The 20,348-nt window shown below is 71.1% G+C and carries 18 protein-coding genes and 2 tRNA genes; 5 read left to right on the top strand and 15 right to left on the bottom strand.

Going from position 1 to position 20,348, the window contains the following annotated elements; all coding sequences use genetic code 11:
- Positions 1–124: 124 nt before the first annotated feature.
- The 3 genes from ABZ937_RS32960 to leuS form a co-directional block, all read right to left on the bottom strand.
- On the bottom strand, positions 125–970 hold the full coding sequence (locus tag ABZ937_RS32960; protein WP_361697173.1) for a DegV family protein: 846 nt from the start codon (positions 968–970) through the stop codon (positions 125–127).
- Positions 971–1,042: 72 nt separating this feature from the next.
- Entirely contained in the window at positions 1,043–1,786 is a 744-nt protein-coding gene (locus ABZ937_RS32955) for a hypothetical protein (protein WP_361697171.1), read from the bottom strand.
- Between the two features lie 141 nt (positions 1,787–1,927).
- Positions 1,928–4,813, bottom strand: coding sequence for a leucine--tRNA ligase (gene leuS, locus ABZ937_RS32950; protein WP_361697169.1), 2,886 nt, complete (start codon positions 4,811–4,813; stop codon positions 1,928–1,930).
- Positions 4,814–5,227: 414 nt separating this feature from the next.
- Between leuS and ABZ937_RS32945 the strand changes: the two genes are divergently transcribed.
- Both ABZ937_RS32945 and ABZ937_RS32940 read left to right on the top strand, forming a co-directional pair.
- Positions 5,228–6,517, top strand: coding sequence for a cytochrome b/b6 domain-containing protein (locus ABZ937_RS32945; protein WP_361697167.1), 1,290 nt, complete (start codon positions 5,228–5,230; stop codon positions 6,515–6,517).
- Positions 6,514–8,124: an NADH-ubiquinone oxidoreductase-F iron-sulfur binding region domain-containing protein gene (locus tag ABZ937_RS32940; RefSeq protein WP_361697165.1), complete on the top strand. Its 1,611-nt coding sequence runs from the start codon at positions 6,514–6,516 to the stop codon at positions 8,122–8,124. Before ABZ937_RS32945 ends, ABZ937_RS32940 begins: the two co-directional genes overlap by 4 nt.
- Positions 8,125–8,243: 119 nt before the next feature.
- Here ABZ937_RS32940 and ABZ937_RS32935 read toward each other — a convergent pair.
- Positions 8,244–8,316: transfer RNA gene (locus tag ABZ937_RS32935), tRNA-Ala, on the bottom strand.
- Between the two features lie 115 nt (positions 8,317–8,431).
- On the opposite strand from ABZ937_RS32935, the gene ABZ937_RS32930 reads away from it, so the two are divergent.
- On the top strand, positions 8,432–9,643 hold the full coding sequence (locus tag ABZ937_RS32930; RefSeq protein ID WP_361697163.1) for a glycosyltransferase 87 family protein: 1,212 nt from the start codon (positions 8,432–8,434) through the stop codon (positions 9,641–9,643).
- Here ABZ937_RS32930 and ABZ937_RS32925 read toward each other — a convergent pair.
- Together ABZ937_RS32925 and ABZ937_RS32920 are read right to left on the bottom strand one after the other, a co-directional pair.
- A complete protein-coding gene (locus ABZ937_RS32925; RefSeq protein WP_030653820.1) occupies positions 9,633–9,866 on the bottom strand; it encodes a hypothetical protein in 234 nt (77 codons plus the stop codon). The two genes, ABZ937_RS32930 and ABZ937_RS32925, sit on opposite strands and share 11 nt — an antisense overlap.
- Before the next feature lie 246 nt (positions 9,867–10,112).
- Positions 10,113–11,477 carry an MFS transporter gene (locus ABZ937_RS32920; protein ID WP_361697281.1) on the bottom strand — a complete coding sequence of 455 codons (1,365 nt, stop codon included), beginning with the start codon at positions 11,475–11,477 and terminating at the stop codon, positions 10,113–10,115.
- A 295-nt stretch (positions 11,478–11,772) separates the two neighbouring features.
- Between ABZ937_RS32920 and ABZ937_RS32915 the strand changes: the two genes are divergently transcribed.
- The gene (locus tag ABZ937_RS32915) at positions 11,773–12,666 is read left to right on the top strand and encodes a helix-turn-helix transcriptional regulator (protein ID WP_361697161.1); all 894 of its coding nucleotides are present in this window, start codon (positions 11,773–11,775) and stop codon (positions 12,664–12,666) included.
- Positions 12,667–12,752: 86 nt separating this feature from the next.
- On the opposite strand, the gene ABZ937_RS32910 is transcribed toward ABZ937_RS32915, so the two are convergent.
- From ABZ937_RS32910 to ABZ937_RS32880, 7 genes are all read right to left on the bottom strand, one after another.
- Positions 12,753–12,825 (bottom strand) — tRNA-Ala (locus ABZ937_RS32910).
- A gap of 93 nt (positions 12,826–12,918) precedes the next feature.
- Positions 12,919–13,587: a histidine phosphatase family protein gene (locus ABZ937_RS32905; protein ID WP_361697159.1), complete on the bottom strand. Its 669-nt coding sequence runs from the start codon at positions 13,585–13,587 to the stop codon at positions 12,919–12,921.
- On the bottom strand, positions 13,587–14,030 hold the full coding sequence (rsfS, locus tag ABZ937_RS32900) for a ribosome silencing factor (protein ID WP_361697157.1): 444 nt from the start codon (positions 14,028–14,030) through the stop codon (positions 13,587–13,589). Before rsfS ends, ABZ937_RS32905 begins: the two co-directional genes overlap by 1 nt.
- A gap of 126 nt (positions 14,031–14,156) precedes the next feature.
- Positions 14,157–15,893 carry an LCP family protein gene (locus ABZ937_RS32895; RefSeq protein ID WP_361697155.1) on the bottom strand — a complete coding sequence of 579 codons (1,737 nt, stop codon included), beginning with the start codon at positions 15,891–15,893 and terminating at the stop codon, positions 14,157–14,159.
- A gap of 16 nt (positions 15,894–15,909) precedes the next feature.
- The gene (gene nadD, locus ABZ937_RS32890; RefSeq protein ID WP_361697153.1) at positions 15,910–16,584 is read right to left on the bottom strand and encodes a nicotinate-nucleotide adenylyltransferase; all 675 of its coding nucleotides are present in this window, start codon (positions 16,582–16,584) and stop codon (positions 15,910–15,912) included.
- Between the two features lie 71 nt (positions 16,585–16,655).
- Positions 16,656–16,820, bottom strand: a complete 165-nt coding sequence (locus tag ABZ937_RS32885; protein WP_361697151.1) for a hypothetical protein — start codon at positions 16,818–16,820, stop codon at positions 16,656–16,658.
- A 212-nt stretch (positions 16,821–17,032) separates the two neighbouring features.
- Positions 17,033–17,197 carry a hypothetical protein gene (locus ABZ937_RS32880; protein WP_361697149.1) on the bottom strand — a complete coding sequence of 55 codons (165 nt, stop codon included), beginning with the start codon at positions 17,195–17,197 and terminating at the stop codon, positions 17,033–17,035.
- Between the two features lie 100 nt (positions 17,198–17,297).
- Here ABZ937_RS32880 and ABZ937_RS32875 point away from each other — a divergent pair, with 100 nt between their 5' ends.
- Entirely contained in the window at positions 17,298–18,383 is a 1,086-nt protein-coding gene (locus tag ABZ937_RS32875) for a M48 family metallopeptidase (RefSeq protein ID WP_361697147.1), read from the top strand.
- A gap of 144 nt (positions 18,384–18,527) precedes the next feature.
- Here the strand turns inward: ABZ937_RS32875 and ABZ937_RS32870 are convergent, their stop codons facing one another.
- A complete protein-coding gene (locus ABZ937_RS32870) occupies positions 18,528–19,598 on the bottom strand; it encodes a hypothetical protein (protein ID WP_361697145.1) in 1,071 nt (356 codons plus the stop codon).
- A gap of 88 nt (positions 19,599–19,686) precedes the next feature.
- Positions 19,687–20,280, bottom strand: a complete 594-nt coding sequence (locus ABZ937_RS32865; protein WP_361697143.1) for a hypothetical protein — start codon at positions 20,278–20,280, stop codon at positions 19,687–19,689.
- Positions 20,281–20,348 lie beyond the last annotated feature (68 nt).

Raw genomic sequence — 20,348 nt, 5'->3', positions numbered from 1 at the left:
TCGCGATGATCTTGGTCAATTCCGGTGGATTACCGGCTGGTTGTGGAAAACTCCGTCACCCACACGAGTGAGGCACGCCGGCCCCCGGAAGCCAAGTGCGAGGCCGGCCGCGGGAGTCCCGGTGTCATCGAGGCGAGACGACCGCGCCCAGCAGCCCGGGCCCGGTGTGTGCCCCGATCACCGCTCCGACCTCGCTGACATGCAGGTCGGCCAGGCCCGGAACGCGGGCCCGCAGCCGGTCGGCGAGGGCGGCGGCACGGTCGGGGGCGGCGAGGTGGTGAACGGCGATGTCGACCGCGGCGCTGCCCGCCCGCTCAGCGGTCAGCTCCTCCAGGCGTGCGATCGCCCGGGACGCCGTACGGACCTTTTCGAGCAGCTCGATGCGGCCGCCGTCCAACTGGAGCAGGGGTTTGACGGCGAGCGCGGAGCCCAGCAGCGCCTGTGCGGCGCCGATACGGCCGCCGCGGCGCAGATAGTCGAGGGTGTCGACGTAGAAGTAGGCGGACGTGCCCGCGGCGCGCTTCTCGGCCGCCGTGACGGCTTCGTCCAGCGTGCCGCCGGCCTCCGCGGCCTCGGCCGCGGCGAGTGCGCAGAAGCCGAGCGCCATCGCGACCATCCCGGTGTCCACGACCCGCACGGGCACCGGTGCCTCACGCGCCGCGAGGACCGCCGCGTCGTAGGTGCCGGACAGCTCGGCGGACAGGTGCAGGGAGACGATGCCGCTCGCGCCGGACTCGGCGACCCTGCGGTAGGTCTCCGCGAACACCTGTGGGCTGGGCCGGGAGGTGGTGACGGAGCGCCGCTTCTGCAGTGCCTGGGCCAGGGAGCGGGTCGAGATCTCGGTGCCCTCTTCGAGGGCCTGGTCGCCGAGGACCACGGTCAGCGGGACCGCGGTGATGCCGTGACGCTCCATCGTCCGGGGCGGCAGGTAGGCCGTTGAATCGGTGACGATCGCGACATGGCGGGACATGAGCTGGAGGTTACCTGCCGTAGCGCTCGCGCGGCAGCCCGGCCCCTGTGGTGCGTTCCTGGAGCGGGCCGCTCATGTGGTGGTCTCGGGGCGGGGCTTCTTCTGCCAGGGGGAGGTGGGGCGCCATGACGGCGGGGCGATCGCCTCGGGAGCGGGCTCCTCGGCGGCCCGGGACCCGGCCGGCTTCGGCCATGTCTGGTCCGTGGCCGGGCCGTCGGCGGGGGCCGGGGCGGGCGCCTCGGGCCATGGCGGGGGTGCCTGGCCGGGCTCGCTCCGCGTCCAGTGGCGCAGGGCGCCGGCCTCGATGTCGATCTGGGCGCTGAGGGTGCCCAGGTCGTCGTCGGCGAAGCGGCGGGCCCGGTCGCGGACGGCCCAGCGCAGGGAGTCCGCGGACTTGGTGATCCGCTCGGTGCGGCTGCGCAGCTCGGGCAGGCGCTCGGCGAGCGTGGCCCGGTCGGGCTCGGACTCCAGACGCTTGAGGTCGGCGTCCAGCTCGTGCCCGTGCACGCTGAGCCGCTCGAAGAGGCCGAGGGACTCCTTCAGCGACTCGTCCTCGGCAACGCCCGCGTGCAGCGTGTCCTGGGTGGCGCGCATGGACGTGCGCAGGTCGAGCCGCAGCTGGGCGATCTCGCCGGCCGGTCCGGGCTGGGCGAAGGACTTGGCGCGCAGGGTGTGGTCCTCGACGGTGCGGCGGGCCTGCGCGATGGTCCGGTCCACGCCGCGTTTGGCGGCGCCGACGGCTTTGACCGTGGCGTACGCGCCCAGGCCGACGAAGAGCAGGAAGAGCAGGGCGAACACGGTCAGCACTACTTCCATGACGCTCCTCCTCCGGCCGGCACGGCGCAAGCCGCTTCGCTCTCCACGGTAAACGCAGCGGGCAGGCCCGGAGTTCCGGAAGAACCCCGAACCTGCCCGTAGGGGACTACCCCGACGCCGGATCCAGCCGGTGCCCGGTCGTCACGCTGTAACGATGTTCACCAGCTTCGGTGCCCGCACGATCACCTTGCGGATGCCCGCGCCGCCCAGCGCGGCGACGACCTTCTCGTCGGCCAGGGCCACCTTCTCCAGCTCCTCCTCGGAGATGGCGGGCGGCACCTCCAGCCGGGCCTTGACCTTGCCCTTGATCTGCACGACGCAGGTCACGGTCTCGTCGACGACGTAGTTCGGGTCGGCGACGGGGAAGTCCCGGTGGACGATCGAGTCGGTGTGGCCCAGCTTGCGCCACAGTTCCTCGGCGATGTGCGGGGCCAGCGGGGCGATCATCAGCACCAGCGGCTCGGCCACGGACCGCGGCACCGCGGCACCGGCCTTGGTCAGGTGGTTGTTCAGCTCGGTGACCTTGGCGATGGCGGTGTTGAAGCGCAGGCCCTCCAGGTCCTGGCGCACGCCGTCGATGGCCTTGTGCAGGGCGCGCAGGGTCTCGTCGTCGGGCTCGGCGTCGGTGACGGTGACCTCGCCGGTGTTCTCGTCGACGATGTTGCGCCACAGCCGCTGCAGCAGCCGGAACTGGCCGACCACCGCGCGCGTGTCCCACGGGCGGGAGACGTCCAGCGGGCCCATGGCCATCTCGTACAGGCGCAGCGTGTCGGCGCCGTACTCGGCGGCGATCTCGTCCGGAGTCACCGCGTTCTTCAGGGACTTGCCCATCTTGCCCAGCAGGCGGCTGACCTTCTCGCCCTGGTAGTAGTACGCGCCGTCCCGCTCCTCGACCTCGGCGGCCGGAACCGCGATGCCGCGGCTGTCGCGGTAGACGTAGGCCTGGATCATGCCCTGGTTGAACAGCTTGTGGAACGGCTCGGCGGAGGAGACGTGCCCCAGGTCATACAGGACCTTGGACCAGAAGCGGGCGTACAGCAGGTGCAGCACGGCGTGCTCGGCGCCGCCGACGTACAGGTCGACACCGCCGTGCGGCTGGCCCGCGCGCGGTCCCATCCAGTACTGCTCGATCTCCGGGTCGACCAGCTTCCGGTCGTTGTGCGGGTCCAGGTAGCGGAACTCGTACCAGCAGGAACCGGCCCAGTTGGGCATGGTGTTGGTCTCGCGGCGGTACTTCCTGGGGCCGTCGCCCAGGTCCAGGGTGACGTTGACCCATTCCTCGTTGCGCGACAGCGGCGTCTCGGGCTGGGTGTCGGCGTCGTCCGGGTCGAAGGTGCGCGGGCTGTAGTCCTCGACCTCGGGCAGCTCCAGCGGCAGCATCGACTCGGGCAGCGCGTGGGCGACGCCGTCCTCGTCGTAGACGATCGGGAAGGGCTCGCCCCAGTAGCGCTGGCGGCTGAACAGCCAGTCGCGCAGCCGGAAGTTGACGGTGCCCTCGCCGATGCCCTTGCGGGCCAGCCACTCGGTGATGCGCGCCTTGGCGTCGACCACGCCCAGGCCGTTCAGCCGCACGTCGTCGCTGTCGGAGTTGACGATCTTGGCGTCGTAGGAGACGAAGGCGTCGTCCCAGGTGGAGGGGTCGGTGCCGCGGCCGTCGGTCGGCTCGACCACACAGCGGATCGGCAGCTCGAAGGCGCGCGCGAAGGCGAAGTCGCGGGTGTCGTGACCCGGAACGGCCATGATCGCGCCGGTGCCGTAGCCCATCAGGACGTAGTCGGCGATGAAGACCGGGATCTGCTCGCCGTTGACCGGGTTGATCGCGAACGCGCCGGTGAAGACGCCGGTCTTGTCCTTGGCCTCGGCCTGCCGCTCCACGTCGGACTTCGAGGCGGCCTGCGCGCGGTAGGCGGCGACGGCCTCGGCCGGGGTGGCGTGGCCGCCGGTCCACACGTCGTGCGTGCCCTCGGGCCATGCCTCGGGGGTGAACTTGTCGACCAGCGGGTGCTCGGGCGCCAGCACCATGTAGGTCGCGCCGAACAGGGTGTCCGGGCGGGTGGTGAAGATCGTGATGCGCTCGCCGTCGATCGGGAAGTCGACGCGGGCGCCCTCGCTGCGGCCGATCCAGTTGCGCTGCTGCAGCTTGATGGCCTCGGGCCAGTCCAGCTCCTCCAGGTCCTCCAGCAGCCGGTCGGCGTAGGCGGTGATGCGCATGTTCCACTGGCGCAGCTTGGCCTTGAAGACCGGGAAGTTGCCGCGCTCGGAGCGGCCGTCGGCGGTGACCTCCTCGTTGGCCAGCACGGTGCCCAGACCGGGGCACCAGTTGACGGGCGCGTCGGAGGCGTAGGCCAGGCGGTACTCGCCCAGGACGTCGGAGCGCTCGGCGGCGGTCAGTTCGTTCCACGCGCGCCCGTGGTCACCGGGTACGGCACGCTCGCCGCTCTCGAACTGGGCGATCAGGCCGGAGATCGGGCGGGCCTTCTTCGCCTCGTCGTCGTACCAGGAGTTGAAGATCTGCAGGAAGATCCACTGGGTCCACTTGTAGTACTCCGGGTCGATCGTGGCGAACGACCGGCGCTTGTCGTGACCCAGGCCCAGCCGACGCAGCTGGGCCTTCATGTTCTCCATGTTGGCCTCGGTGGACACGCGCGGGTGCGTGCCGGTCTGCACCGCGTACTGCTCGGCGGGCAGGCCGAAGGCGTCGAATCCCAGGGTGTGCAGGACGTTGTGGCCGGTCATGCGCTGGAACCGGGCGTAGACGTCGGTGGCGATGTAGCCCAGCGGGTGGCCGACGTGCAGACCCGCACCGGAGGGGTACGGGAACATGTCCATGATGAACTTCTTGGGCTTGGCGGCCAGCTCGGGATCGCCCGCCAGGTCGCCCGTGGGGTTCGGCGCGGCGTAGGTTCCGTCGGCGTCCCAGAAGTCCTGCCAGCGTGCCTCGATCTCGGCTGCCATGGCGGCCGTGTAGCGGTGCGGCGCGGCCTCCGCCGACGCGGCAGCGGTAGCAGCGGGGTTCGTCTCGCTCATGATCCTCAAAGCTCCATCGATCGTCTCTGCCTGCGGCTTGACATTCAAAGAAACGAAAAATCCCCTCACACAGGAGGGGACGCCGCGCCGATGCCGACCTCACGGTTGACCGGGGTCGGTACTGATCAGCGCGGCCCGCTAAGCAGAAGGCGTACGGCACGCATGGCGCTAGGGTACCGCAGCCCTTGAGCAAGCCGCGACGCGCTTACGTATCCCTGGTGGACATGTCACGAAGCCCGCCGGAACTGAACAAAGGTCAACAATTACTTCGCGTACCGTCCCCTAAGGGACACCGCCCCCGTCGCATTGTCTGTTGATAACAACGCAATAACTCAAACCCCGTACTGATCGGTATGGCGCCACTTAGAGTGCGGCAGCGGGACCGCTTTCCCGAAACTGCTCGGAGTTGCCCCCATGAACCCTCGTCGTAGTACCAGCTCGCTCCCCAAACCCGGCCGTTCGGCCTATGGGGTGGCGTCCGCTGTAGTCCTGCTGCTGATACCCGTGGTCGTGCTGGTCGGAGGCAGCCAGTTCCGCGAGTTCCTGAACTTCGGCGCGGGCGTGTTGTCCCTCGTCTCGCTGAGCTGCTCGGTGATCTGGGGCCTGTTCGCCCAGGACCGGATCTTCCTGAACACACGACAACGGATCGTCGGCCAGGCGGTGCACCGGACGACCGCGGTCGCCTCGATCGCGTTCCTGCTGCTGCACATCACCACGAAGATCGCGCTCGGCCACACCGAGCTGATCGCCGCGATCATCCCGTTCTCGCTCGGCGTCTCCGGGATCGCCGGCCTGATCGGACTGGGCTCGCTCGCGGGCCTGTTGATGATCTTCGTGGGCATCACCGGCGCCCTGCGCAGCAATTTCGCCACCCCGGCCCCGGTCGCCGCCCGTTGGCGGGCCATGCACATGCTGGCCTACCCGGCCTGGTGCGCGGCGCTGATCCACGGCCTCTACGCGGGTCGATCGGCCAAGCCGATCTTCGTGATCCTCTACAGCCTCGCCCTGCTCGGCGTGATGGGCGCGGTGGCGCTGCGCGCCGCGCCGCGCCCGGTCAAGCGCAAGGTCGCCGACCGGCTGGTGGCCCTGTTCGGCAGTTCGGAGCGGCCCGGACTCGACGAGCTGGACGCGAGCCGCTCCCGGGTGGCCGAGTCGGCGGTGCCCGGCTTCGAGCGCCGGCGGGAGCCGCGGCCCTCGGCCGCCGACACGGCGGCGGCCCCGCTCTACCAGACGCCGGTCGCCCAGCCCCCGGCCGCCGAGCCCGCGTCCGGTTTCGCGGCGGCCTACCGGGCGGTGTCCACGCCGGACCGCCCTCAGCAGCCCTTCGCGACCGACCGGACCGCCCGCATGGACCTGCCGCTGGATCTGCAGCCCACGGAGGCCATCCCGCGCGTGGACGGCCCCTCCAGCACCTCGGGCAGCTGGCCGATCCCGTCCCCGCCCCCGGTCGGCGAGGCCCCGCCGTCCGCGTACGACCCGCTCCAGGACACCGGATACAACATCCCGGTCTACGGCAATCCGGGCACTGCCGGATACGGCGGAAGTGACGTGTACGACACCGGTGAGACAAACGGCCTCTACGGCACGTACAACCCAGGTGACACGTACAACAGCGGTCCCGCCACCGAAACGCTGCCCGGTTCCTCATACGAGGCGCCGGGTTCGGGCGAACCTTGGAACACGCCTTCCGGAGGCTTTAAGTGAACGAGGCCCTGCCCGACGTACCAGAAGTCCGCGTGGTCGGGCTTCCCCAGCTCACGTCGGGCTTCGACCTTGTGGAGCGGCTCGATCTGCCCATGCACCTGAAGGTGCACGGGCCGCTCGACCCGCTGGGCGGCGAACAGCTCGCCCAGCTCGCCGAACGCATCAACCTCAAGGGCCGTGGCGGCGCCGGCTTCCCCTTCCACAAGAAGCTGCGCTCGGTCGCCGAGGCGGCGATCAAGCGCGGGGTGCGGCCGGTCGTCGTGGTCAACGGCAGCGAGGACGAACCGGCCTGCCGCAAGGACACGGTGCTGATCAACCGTGCCCCGCACCTCATCCTGGACGGCGCCCTGCTGTGCGCCGAGGCGCTCGGCGCGCGCACGCTCGTGATCGGCGTCACCCGGGAGTCCACACAGCGCTCCATGGAGGCCGCGCTCGCCGAGCGAGGCCTGAGCAACAGCCGTAGATCGGCGCTACGCGCGTGGGTGCAGCGCAATCCGGTGCGCATGGTCACCGGCGCCGCGGCCTCGCTGATCCGCTCGGTCGACGGCGGCCCGGCGATCCCGCCCGGCCGCAAGATCAGCGCCTCGCAGAGCGGCGTGGGCGGCGCGCCCACGCTGCTGTCGAACGCCGAGACGTTCGCCCAGCTGGCCATCGCCGCCCGCATCGGCCCGGAGCGCTACGGCAACACCGGCCTGTACGACGAACCGGGAACCGTGATGCTCACCGTGTCCGGCGCGGTCGCCCGCCCGATGGTGATCGAGGTCCCCACGGGCGTGCCGCTGCGCTACGTGCTGCAGCTGGCGGGCGCCCCGCCGGTGCCGCAGGGCGTGCTGACCGGCGGCTATCACGGCAAGTGGATCGACGCGGCGACCGTCAACGAGGCGATCGTCTCGCGCAACTCGCTCGACGCGGTGGGCGGTTCGCTGGGCGCGGGCGCGATCCTGCCGATCAGCCAGGACACGTGCCCGCTGGGCGAGTCGCTACGGGTCGCGCAGTGGCTGGCCGAGGAGAGCGCCGGCCAGTGCGGGCCCTGCTACCTCGGACTGCCCGCCGCCGCGCGCGGCATGGAGGACATCCTGAACGGCGGCGGACCGGCCGCCCTGGAGGCGCTGAAACAGGTCGCGAAGAACGTGAAGCGGCGCGGGGCGTGTTCGCACCCGGACGGCTCGGCGATGTTCCTGGAGTCGACCATCAAGGCGTTCACGGACGACCTGGCCGCGCACGTCCTCGGAAACGGCTGCGGACGGCCCGTGGAGGGTGTTCTGCCGCTCTTCGAGGGGGGCAGGGCTCCAACGGGCGTCCCGGGCGGCGCAGAGCCCGAGGAGACCGGCGGCAGCCGCCAGAAGATCTACGTCGACTGGACGCTCTGCCGGGGGCACGGGCTGTGCGCGGACATCCTCCCCGAGGTGTTCGAGCTGGGTGCCGACGGATTCCCGACGGTCGCCCAGGCACAGGTGCCGCGCTACGCGGAGGCGAAGGCGCTGCGCGCGGTGCGCCGTTGCCCGGCCCTCGCCCTGCGCATCGAGGAGGACACGCGCGGGCAGGCTCCCTCGCGCAACCTTCCGGTCGTCTCCCAGGGACGCGGCCGGCGCGCGCTGGGTCGCTGACACAGCGGAACGGCGGGTCACCCGAACCGGGTGACCCGCCGTTCCGCTCGCGCGTGTCATGTGTTCCGGAACACGCCGAAGGCGGATCATCCACCAGGATGATCCGCCTTCGATTTCTGTGGAGCTAAGGAGAATTGAACTCCTGACCTCCTGCATGCCATGCAGGCGCTCTACCAACTGAGCTATAGCCCCTTGTTTTGTTGTTTCGCCCGGTTCCCCCGGCGACGACGTAAACATTACAGGCCCGTCGGCGCAGCACCAAATCGGTTTCGGCTTCGTGCCGATACGGCAGCTAATGTCGGGTTTCATGGCCAAGATCGCGTCGCCCGCAGCGCACCGCCACGTCCCGGTCGCCCCGGTGGTGTGCCTGGTGTCGTTCACGGCGTTCTGGGCCGCTCAGCGGGCCGCGCACGTGTCGATGATCGACCTGATGGTCTACCGGGCCGAGGGTGCCGTCGTACGGGCCGGCGGCGACCTGTACGCGTTGCGCGCGACGGCCGCGCACCTGCCCACCACCTACCCGCCGTTCGCGGCCCTGCTGTTCACCCCCCTGCCCCTGCTGGACCTCGCGCTGCTGCGCCCGCTGGCGACGGCCGGCAACCTCGCGCTGCTGGTGGTGTTCGTCCGGCTGTCGCTGAGACTCGTCGGCCACGCGCGCGTGGAGACCGCCTGGTGGGTCTCGGCGCCGGCCGTGTGGTGCGAGCCGGTATGGACGACCCTGCGGTACGGCCAGATCAACCTGCTGCTGGCCGTCCTGGTGCTGTGGGACCTGACCCGCCGCCCCGCCGGCGGGTGCGACCGCTGGACGGGGGTGGGCCTCGGGCTGGCCGCGGCGGTCAAGCTGACGCCCGCGCTGTTCCCTGTGTTCCTGCTGGCCACGGGGCTCGTGGCCCGGCTGAAAGGCGGACGCCAAGGCCCGTGGCTGCGGCACGCGCGCGGGGCGGCCGTCGCGTTCGCCGGGGCGACCCTGCTGGCGGCGGCCGTCCTGCCGTACGACTCCTGGCGGTTCTGGACGGACATGGTGTTCCGCGCCGGCCGGGCCGGGCAGGCCCAGGACACCGCCAACCAGGCCCTGCGCGGCGCCCTGGCCCGCTTTCTGCACACGCCCGACCCGGGAGCCCTCTGGGCGGTCTCCGCGGCCGTGGTGGCCTTGCTGGGCCTCGCGGTGGCCGTGCGGGCGGAGTTGCGGGGGCGCCGGGACTGGGCGGTGTGCACGTGCGCGGTCACCGCCCTGCTGGTCAGCCCGGTGTCGTGGACCCACCACTGGGTGTGGTGCGTGCCGCTGGTGCTGCTGCTCTGGACACGCGGGCACCGGGCGGCGGCCCCGGGCACGCTGCTGGTCTTCTGCTCGTACGCCCCCTGGTGGGTGCCGCACGGGCACGGTCGGCCCGAACTGCACCTCGCAGGCGCGGAATTGACGCTGTCCGCCCTCTACGGAGGGGCCGGCGCGCTCTTCCTGGCGCTGGCCCGGACATCGTTGCCGCCAACCGCGCCCGGTGAGGTCCGGGTCAAGCCGTGACGAACTGGTAGAACCTCTTGAGCGTGCAGTGCTCCTCCAGGAGGCGGCCGTAGATCGGCTCACCCTCCAGTTCCCGGTACGTCTCGATCGGGTCGCCTTTTATGATCAGCGCCCGCGCGCATTCCTCGCACCAGTACTGGTAATCGGGATTGATCGGCTCCATGTCACGGACGATCGGTGTACCGCTCCCGCACCAGTCGCACTTTCGCCTGTGTGCACCCATCGATCAGCTCCAGCTGTGGCCGCAGGCCGTGCACACGTAGGAGATTCCGCCATTGTCGCCGAGAACTTGGGCCACGTGCGCGGAACCGCAGGAAGGGCAGCTCAACCGGGTGGTCGTATCCCGTATCAACGCCGCACCGAGGAGGTGGCCGACCTCCTCAAGGATGCTCGCAGGCATCGCTACTCCCTCCCGTCGGGCCGCGCCCCCTTCCGGCCGTTTGATTCTGCCACGGCCGGAGCAATACGGTCAGCGACGCCTCAGTACCAGTCCGGACACGGCCCCCACCGCAGCCGTTCCGGCCAGCGCCCAGGCGCATACCGAGAACGCCTCCGCAGAGCTATACGACCGCAGAGCCCCGAACGACTCAAGCCGGTTCAGGAACAGTGTGCCGAAAGCCGCGACGCCGATCAGCTGACCGAGTTGCGCGACCGTGGCCAGCAGCCCGCTGGCGTCCGCCGCGTCCTCGGGCCGCACGGTGGCCAGCGCACCGGTGAGCGTCGGACTGAACGCGAGCGCCAGCCCGGCGCCCGTGCCCACGTACCCCGCGTACAGGGCCGCTCCCCCGTCACCTCCACCGTGGAAGGCGAGCCCCACGACGGCGACGGACACCGCGGTGAGCGCGAATCCCGCCGGTGCGAGAGCCCGCTGCCAGGCAGGCGGCCACTTCCGCCAGGTGAGGCTGACCGCGCCGAAGGCGGCCGCGGTCGGCGCGAAGCCCAGTCCGGCCCGCAGGGCGCTGTAGCCGAGGCCGCCCTGGACGTGCAGGGTCAGCGCGAACAGGAAACCTGCGTTGACGGACATCACGGCGAGGATCCGGAAGACGGCCCGCCCGATGCCGGGATGCCGCACCACCCGGGGAGTGATGAGCGGGGCGCCGCCGCGCCGGGCCAGCCGGGACTCGTAGCCGCAGAACAGGGCGAACAGCACCACGGATGCGGCCAGCGACAGCCAGGACCACAGCGGCCAGCCCTCCTCCTGCCCGAGCACCAGCGGCACCGTCAGGAGCGACACGGCGGCACCGAGCAGCACCAGGCCGGGCAGGTCGAGCGCCCGGGCCCGCTCCCGTCCGCCGGGACGGCCCAGCGGCAGGACCCGTCGGCCCAGCAGGAGCAGCACGGCGCCGACCGGCACATTGACCAGGAACACCGGCCGCCAGCCGGCGCCGAACAGGTCGGCGCTGACCAGCACCCCGCCGACGACCTGTCCGGCCGCCGCGCCGACGGCCAGGACCGCCGAGTAGGCGCCGAGCGCCCGCGCCCGGGCCTCGCCGGTGAAGGTGCGCTGGATGAGGCTGAGCACCTGCGGGATCATCAGCGCCGAGCCCGCGCCCTGCACCAGCCGGAACACGATCAGCTCGGTCGAGCCCCGTGCCAGTCCGCAGGCGAGGGAGGCCGCGGTGAACAGGGCCAGTCCGGCGAGGTGGACCCGGCCGTGGCCGAGCCGGTCGCCGAGTCGGGCGCCGGTGATCAGCAGGACGGAGTAGGTGATGGCGTAGCCGGCGATCACCAGCTGCAGGTCGGCGCCCGAGGCGTGCAGCTCGGAACCGATCGTGGGCGCCGCGACGTTCACGATGAAGACGTCGAGGGCCGCCATGAACAGGGCGGCGAGCAGCGCACCGAGCAGCAGCCGGGGCCGATTGTCAGTGGCGAGTGCTTCACTGTCCGTGACGGGTGATGCGGCCCGGCCGGCGGTCGGAGCGTCACTGTCAGTGGTGGATGGTTCACTGATCGCAGGGTTCGGGAAGGGCTCGGTGCCCGGCCCGGTCCGGGATGTCGTCGTCATGGCGTCGAGCGTGACGACGGGCCGGTACCGGTGCCGAGTGCCCGCCGATGCTGGTACTGCCAGCACCTGGCAGGGGCGGGTCCGGGTGCCGACGATGGAGACGGGGAATGACGGGGGCTGGACGATGGGGACGAGGACACAGCGGCGCAGGCCGGAGCTGGCCGCCTTTCTGCGCAACAGGCGGGGGCGGGTCACACCGGCGGATGTGGGGATGCCACCGGGCCTGCGGCGGCGCACGCCCGGGCTGCGCCGGGAGGAGGTCGCGCAGCTCTCGGGCGTGGGCGTGACCTGGTACACGTGGCTGGAGCAGGGCCGGCCGATCAACGCCTCGCCCCAGGTGCTGGACGCGGTGGCGCGCACCCTGCGGCTGGACGCGCCGGAGCGGGAGCACCTGTACCGGCTGGCGGAGGTGCCGTTCGAGCCGGATCCGGGGGGCCTGACCCGGCGGATCAGCCCGGAGGTCCAGAGCATCATCGACGCCCTCGACCCGATGCTGGCCGTGGTCTACAACTCGCGGTACGACGTCCTGGCCACCAACGCGGCCTACCGGGACCTGTTCCTGGTGCCGGAGACCCTCGGGATCGGTGTGCCGAACGCGCTGTGGACGCTGTTCACGCTGCCGGAGGGCACCTGCCCGCTGGTGCACCGGAAGGAGGAGCTGCCGTTGATGGTGGCGACTCTGCGGTCGTCCTACGGCAGACATGTGGGCGAGCCGGCCTGGGAGGAGTACATACGCGGGCTGTCGGCGGCGAGCCCCTGGTTCGCGGAGCTGTGGGCGAGCGGTGAAGTGGTGCCTCCTGGACCCCGGGTGAAGACGTTCCGGCACGCGGCGGTGGGCGAGATGCGGATGACCTCGCAGTCGCTGTCCATCGACGGGATGCCCGAGTGCCGGATCGTGGTCTACACCCCGGACGACGAGGAGGCGCGGGCGAAGATCGCGCTGCTGCGGGAGCGGAGAGATCGGCTGCGGCCGCCGGCACACGGGAGCGAGGAGGTCGATGAGATCATCCGCAACTGAACGCGACTGAACGCAGAAAATCCCGCCCCCTGCGGGGACGGGATCCTCATCACCGATCTTTGACAACTCAACAGAGTGTCGATCAGTGGAGCTAAGGAGAATTGAACTCCTGACCTCCTGCATGCCATGCAGGCGCTCTACCAACTGAGCTATAGCCCCTGGCGTTCTTCCCGCTCGGCGGGGCGAACAAGAAGAACTTTAGCCTGTGACCTGCCAGAAAGTGAAATCCGGGGTCGGGGGCCCTCGGGACGGTCAGTCGTCGTCGCCGAGGACGGGCTCCGGGAGCGTGCCCGCGTTGTGCTCCAGCAGGCGCCAGCCGCGGGCGCCCTCGCCGAGCACGGACCAGCAGCAGTTGGAGAGGCCGCCGAGGCTCTCCCAGTGCCGGGCCTCCAGGCCGAGGAGCCGGCCGATGGTGGTGCGGATGGTGCCGCCGTGGCTGACGACGACGAGGGTGCCGTCCTCGGGCAGCTTCTCGGTGTGCCGCAGCACGACGGGGGCGGCGCGGTCGGCGACCTCGGTCTCCAGTTCGCCGCCGCCGCGGCGGACGGCCTCGCCGCGCTTCCAGGCGGCGTACTCCTCGCCGTAGCGGGCGATGATCTCGTCGTGCGTCAGCCCCTGCCAGACGCCCGCGTAGGTCTCGCGCAGGCCCTCCTCGCGGGTGACGTCGAGGCTGGTGAGGGCGGCCAGCTCGGCGGCCGTGTGCGCGGCACGCTGCAGGTCCGAGGAGACGATCGCGTCGGGCTGCAGGGAGGCGAGCAGCCGGGCGGCACGGCGGGCCTGGCCGATGCCGGTCTCGGTCAGCTCGACGTCCGTGGTGCCCTGGAAGCGGCGCTCCACGTTCCACGAGGTCTGGCCGTGCCGCCACAGGATGACGCGGCGGCCCCGGCCCTTGCGGTCGGTCACCTCACCGGTAGCGGTCATCACCACTCCCCGCCCGGCTCCTGGTCGGCCTCCGCGGCCTGCAGCCTCGCGTGCTCCTCGGCCTTGCCGCGGGTGGCCTTGGCGTCGGCGGGCAGCTCCAGCTCGGGGCAGTCCTTCCACAGCCGCTCCAGGGCGTAGAAGACGCGCTCCTCGCTGTGCTGGACGTGGACGACGATGTCGACGTAGTCGAGCAGGATCCAACGGGACTCGCGGTCGCCCTCGCGGCGGACCGGCTTGGCGCCGAGGTCCTTCTGCAGGCGCTCCTCGATCTCGTCGACGATGGCCTTGACCTGGCGGTCGTTCGGCGCGGATGCCAGCAGGAAGGCGTCCGTGATCGACAGCACGTCGCTCACGTCGTAGGCGATGACGTCATGGGCGAGCTTGTCGGCCGCCGCCTGGGCGGCGGTGTTGATGAGCTCAAGGGAACGGTCGGTGGCGGTCACTACATGGCTTTCCGTCGGCGGTCTTTTGCCATCAAGGGTCTCACGGACCGCCCGGCGCACCCCACGTGTTTACGGCAGCACGTGGGGTGGCCGCGGCCGCGCCCCGGAGGGGGAGGCGGCTCGTGGTCAGGACGAGGACGGCTTGTAGTCGCTGCCGAGGACCACCGAGACGTCGGCTCCGGAGGAGACACTGCCCTTGGCGACCGAGCCGGCCGGCAGGCCGAGGGTCTCGGCGACCTCGGTGGCGTTCGCCTTGTCGGCGGCGTCCGCGTAGATCACCTTCGAGGTGGCCCGGGTGCCGGAGGCGCTGCCTCCCTCCAGGAAGGTGAAGCCGCCGTTGAGGAGCACGACGCGGGCCTTCTCCGTGTCGTCCTTCACACCGGTGGCGTTCTGGACGGAGACCCGGACCGCGGAGCCGGCGTCGGGGCTCTTGGCGGTGCCGCCGAGGATGTCCTTCACCACGCTGTCGCTGGTCTGCGCGCTGAGCGTGCCGTCGGTCTGCACGGGCAGCAGGGCGGTCTTGTAGTCGCCGCTCTTGGCGAGGTCGGCCAGCTTGGCGAGGAAGGCGCCGAGGTCCTTGTCGGTGAGCGGCGGGTCCAGGATCTGCGCGAGGGTCTGCACAGTGGTGGTCGCGGACGACGGGTCGGAGGACATCTTCCGCAGCACACCCTGCATGACCTGGCCGAACCGCTCCAGCTGGGCGTTCTGGGACTCACCGGCGGCGCGGTAGGTGGCGTAGGCGACGGCCATCTTGCCGCTGAGGGTCTGGTCCTGGCCCTTGTGGACGAGGGGCGCGGCGCCCTTCTTCTTGGCCTCCGGGTCGGGCACGTCGGTGTCGGTGTCGATCTCGATGTTGCCGACGAGTTCGACGAGGTTCTGCAGGTAGGGGGTGTCGAGCCGCCAGGTGCCCTGGATGCTGGTGCCGAGGACCGTGTCGAGCTGGTCGCGGGTGCCGGAGGTGCCGTCCTCGTCCACGGACTTGGCGAGGGTCGTGGTGGAGCCGTCGTCGCCGGTCAGCGCGAGGGAGTTGGGCAGCAGGACCGTGGTGCCCTGCTTGGTGGTCGTGTTGTCGACCAGCAGCGCCGTGGAGGTGCCGCCCTTGCCGGTGTTGTGCAGATGGACGACGAGCACGTCGCGCTTCTGGGCGGCGACCGGCGTGGCGGTGCCGGTCTTGTCGTCGGAGGAGGACAGGCCGGGCAGCTTCCCCGCGAACCAGAGGTAGCCGACGCCGCCGACCGCAACGAGGGCGAGGACGACGAGGAGGGCGATGACCCGGCTGCGGGCGCGGCGGCGGGCCTCCTCGCGGCGCTCGGTGCGGTTCTCCGTGAACTTCAGCCAGTCGATGACGTCCTCGGAGTCGCCGTCCGGCTCCTCGACGAAGGCGAACTGCTCGGTGCGGTAGTCCGGTTCGTCCGGGGCCCCGCCCGCGGCGGGCTCGGTCTCCTCCGGGATCCGGGTGTCCTCCGCGGGGCCGGCCTGCTGCGGGATGTAGGCGGTCTGCTCGGCGACCCGGGACTGCTGCCCGCTGGTCGCCGCCTGCCCGTAGGGGTCGTAGCCCGTGGCGTCCTGGGTGGTGGCGTACGGGTCGTACGCGGTCTGGGAGCCGTAGGGGTCGTAGGCGGGCGGCTGTTGGCCGGAGCCGTAGGAGGGCGCCGACGGCTGCTGGCCGGTGGCGTAGGGGTCGTAGCCGTAGCCCTGCTGCTGGGCGTACGGGTCGTAGGTTCCCTGCTGAGCCTGCGCAGACTGTTGCCCGTGGGAGGCCTGTTGTGCCGGGACCTGCCGGTACACGGGCCGGCCGTACTCGTCGTAGCCGACGAGTTCGTAGGGACCGTCTCCGTACCCCGCGTCGTATCGGTCGTTCACCGGTGCCCCTCTCGGCTCACTCGCCGCGGTACAGCTCGCGCTTGTCGATGTAGCGCACGACTCCGTCCGGCACCATGTACCAGATGGGGTCTCCCTTGGCGACTCTCGCGCGGCAGTCGGTGGAGGAGATGGCGAGCGCCGGCACCTCGACGAGCGAGACGCCGCCTTCCGGCAGGCCCGGGTCGGTCAGGTGGTGGCCGGGGCGGGTGACGCCGATGAAGTGCGCGAGGGAGAACAGTTCCTCCGAGTCGCGCCAGGTCAGCAGCTGGGCGAGGGCGTCGGCGCCGGTGATGAAGAAGAGGTCCGTGTCCGGGTTGAGGGCACGCAGATCGCGCAGGGTGTCCACGGTGTAGGTGGGGCCGCCGCGGTCGATGTCGATGCGGCTGACGGAGAACTGCGGGTTCTCGGCGGTCGCGATGACCGTCATCAGGTAGCGGTCCTCTGCCGGGGAGACCTTGCGGTGGGACTTCTGCCACGGCTGGCCGGTGGGGACGAACACCACCTCGTCCAGCTGGAACTGCGCGGCGACCTCACTGGCCGCCACGAGGTGCCCGTGGTGGATCGGGTCGAAGGTCCCGCCCATGACGCCCAGGCGCCGCTTGCCCGTGTGGGCGGGGCCGGTGCCCGGCCCGTGCTGCTGCGGGTGCTTCACCGTGTCGTCGGGCGTCTCGTACGCCGGACCGGTAGGCATGTCCTGCTCTCCCATGCGTGCAGACCCTACCGGCCCGGCCTGGGACGTCCGCCCGGGGACGGGGTCCCCGTTCAGCGGTCGCGGTTGAAGCGGGTGGTGATCCACAGCAGCAGGAGCAGGATGACCAGGGCGCTGCCGCCGGTGACGGCCGGGTTCAGGCTGTTGTGGTTTCCGCCGTGCGTCTCGCCCTCGGCGGCAAGGGTGACCAACTGGGCTGCTGCGCTGTGGAGGCTCATCTTCGGCAGGACCTATCGCGTGTGGGCGGAATAAAGATGTCGGCTCATCGTAAGCGGGCGGCCCCGCGGCGATCACGCCGACTCCGCCGTTGGGGACGGAGGGCGCCGGCGGGGCAGCCGTGGCGGGGATCATCCCCACTCGGCAGGGGGATCATCCGTCGCTCGGCAGAGGGATCATCCGGCGTTCGACGGCGGGGAACTTTCGCCGCTCGTCAGTCGTCCTTCCGCTTGTAGCCGCGCAGCAGGAACCAGGCGGTCAGTACACAGCCGAGGACCATCACGATCAGCACGACGCGGAGCAGGTTTCCCGACCCGTGCTGCTGGACGGCACTCGTGGCGGCCTCGGTCAGCCAGGTGGCTGCGGGGTGGTGCTCCATGGCGTGGACTCCTTCGGGTGTACTGCCTGTCCACGGTATCTCCGCCTAGGCTGGGCCCCGCCTCGGGGGGCACGGCACTCACACGCACATGGGGGAAGACATGTCCGACGACGGCCACCAGCACACGGGGCACGAGCGCGTGCCGAGCAGGCAGCGCAGGCGCTTCCCGGGGATCTCCTCGCGGGCGTACGAGCACCCGGCCGACCGTTCGGCCCTGGTCGCGCTGCGCAAGCTGAGCGGGTTCGACACCGTCTTCAAGGCGCTCAGCGGGCTGCTGCCGGAGCGGAGCCTGAGGCTGCTGTTCCTGTCCGACTCGGTCCGCGTCTCCGAGCGGCAGTTCTCGCACCTGCACGACATGCTGCTGGACGCCTGTTACATCCTGGACCTGGAGAAGGTCCCGCCGATGTACGTCACGCAGGACCCGCAGCCGAGCGCGATGTGCATCGGCCTGGACGAGCCGATCATCGTGGTCAGCACGGGGCTGGTGGAGCTGCTCGACGAGGAGGAGATGCGGGCGGTCGTCGGGCACGAGGTCGGGCACGCGCTGTCCGGGCACTCGGTGTACCGCACGATCCTGCTGTTCCTGACGAGCCTCGCGCTGAAGGTCGCCTGGATCCCGCTGGGCAATCTGGCGATCATGGCGATCATCACGGCGCTGCGGGAGTGGTTCCGCAAGTCGGAGCTGTCCGCCGACCGGGCGGGCCTGCTGGTGGGCCAGGACGTGCGGGCCTCGATGCGGGGCCTGATGAAGATCGCGGGTGGCAACCATCTGCACGAGATGAACGTGGACGCGTTCCTGGAGCAGGCCCAGGAGTACGAGTCCGGGGGCGATCTGCGCGACTCCGTGCTGAAGATCCTGAACGTGCTGCCCCGCTCGCACCCGTTCACCACCGTGCGGGCCGCCGAGCTGAAGAAGTGGGCCGAGTCGCGGGACTACCAGCGGATCATGGATGGTCACTACCCGCGGCGCAGCGAGGACAAGGACACCTCGGTCAGCGACTCCTTCCGCGAGTCGGCGGCCAGCTACGCGAGCGATGTGAAGACCTCCAAGGACCCGCTGATGAAGCTGGTCACGGACCTCGCGGGCGGCGCGGGCGACCTGGGCGGCCGGGTCCGCCGCGGCTTCGACGGCTTCAGGAACCCGCCGCCGGCCAAGGGAGACGCGCCCGGCGGGGACGAGGAGTAGGCGCCTCGCTCAAGCGCCGGGGGCTTCCGGGGCCGGCAGCGAGGGGTCGGTGGCCGACGCCGGCAGGGCCCCGGGACCGACTGATTTCCGCGCGGCGGTCGCCGAGCTCCCTGATCCCACCCTCCTCAGCAGCCCTCCCCCGGCTCACACCGTCGGCTGAGCCCCAGTGGCCAGCGTCCCGCACAGGGCCGTCGCGCTGTCCGTCTCGTAGGGGTTGGTGCCCGCGGGGCCGCCCGACTTGGCTGTCTGGCCGGCCAGGAGGGGGCGGAGGTAGGCCGAGGAGTCCTCGGCGCAGGCGAGGGGGCCCGCCTGGACGTAGGAGCTGATCAGCTGGACCTGGTGGGTGCGCAGGTCGTCGTGGTCGAGGCGGAAGGTCAGCTCGCGGCGGACGGTGAAGAGGGACGCGGGGGCGTCGGGGGCGGCGCCGGCGGGGCGCAGGGCGTAGACGAAGGTGTGGTCGGCGGTGATCTCCAGTGCCGCCGAGTCGGCCTCGGTGGCGTGCAGGCTGCCAAAGACGCGGATCCTGTCGTCGGCCAGCTGGGCCCGGGCGGGGTCGATGCGGACCACCCAGCCCGTGGGCGCGTGCCGGCCGTCCGCCGCCGGGTGGTCGAAGCTCTGGTCGAACTGGTCGAGCTGGTCCGAGTCGACCAGGGCCCGGGCGGGGCGTACCTCGCGGCCGGTGAGCACCTCGGGGTAGAGGGAGGAGCGGACGATGTAGTCCTTGACGGTGGTGAGGGCGGTCACCACCTGGCTGTCGGAGAAGTGGGCGGTGCTGCGGGTGGCGGGCAGGGGTATGCCCTCGGCGCCGGCCTCGAACGGGGCGGCGGGGCTGTGCGCGTACAGGCGCTCGGCGTCGGCGGCGCCGGGCACCTTGCCCTGGGGGGCGAGCGGGATGACCGTCATCCGCAGGGCCTCCACGGGCCGCCGGGTCTGCGGGGAGCTGTAGGGGTGGCGGACGCCCATGTAGATCGCGGTGCCGAAGGCGACGGCGATCAGCAGGACGAGGATCAGGGCCTGCCGGGTGAGTCCGCGGTGCAGGGGCGGGCGGCGGCGTACGGCGGGCGCGTGGTCGGCCATGCGCTCCTGGGCGGAGGACTCCTGGAGGCGGGCAGCACGGACGAACGACTCGTCGAAGACGACGGATCGGTATTCGTCCTCCGCACCGCCGGGGCCGCCCTCGGGTGCCCCCTCCGGTGGGTCTCCAGGCCCGCCCATACTTTCAGAGTAGGTCTCGGCGGCCCTGGGTAAACGCCCTGCTACACGACAAGTTCTGACAGGTTCTCACCAAACGCGGGCGGGGCGCTCAGGGGGAGGGCGGGATGGCGGAGACGGCCGGCCGGGAGTGGTCGGCGGAGGCGGTGGGCGTGGCCGTGCCGCCCTGTTCGAGGCCGGTCGTGGCGGGGGCCGGTACCCGGTCGCGGCTGCCCGAGGAGCCTCCCCGGTAGACGGCGGCGAAGGCGAGGGCGACCATGCCGATGCCCATCACGACGGCGAGGACCCAGGCCACGGGTCGGTGCCAGCGGACCTGCTTGCCGTAAGCGCCGTAGGGGCCGTCGCCGAGGACGTAGGTGTCGTCCGGTTCGTCGTCGTCCCGATCTTGGCCGAATCCGACGCCCTCGGGGTCGTAGCCGTCGTCGTAGCGCTCGCCTCTGGCGCGGGCGCGGCGGGCCTCCGCCTCGGAGGCCTCGGCTCTGGCCTGGGCAGCGGCCAGGAGGCGTTCGACGGCGGTCGGCTCATGAACCGTGGCCGCCTGTACGAAGGCCTCGTCGAAGACCACGGAGGCGAACTCTTCGTCCGACACCCCGTGGTCGTGGTCGTCGTCGGGCTCCCAGCCGTCAGGGAACGGCGTGCCCCCCACGTCCTCCGGCACGGGTCCAGAGTAGACCTGGGGGGTCAATTTGGGCAGACGGTATGGAAATTCGTCTGACTGGTGAGACGCCTTTCGGACGCGCCGCGCCGGGCTCG

It is taken from the genome of Streptomyces sp. NPDC046727 (assembly GCF_040645635.1).
Taxonomy (GTDB): domain Bacteria; phylum Actinomycetota; class Actinomycetes; order Streptomycetales; family Streptomycetaceae; genus Streptomyces.
This window is presented reverse-complemented; position numbering and strand designations above follow the sequence as displayed.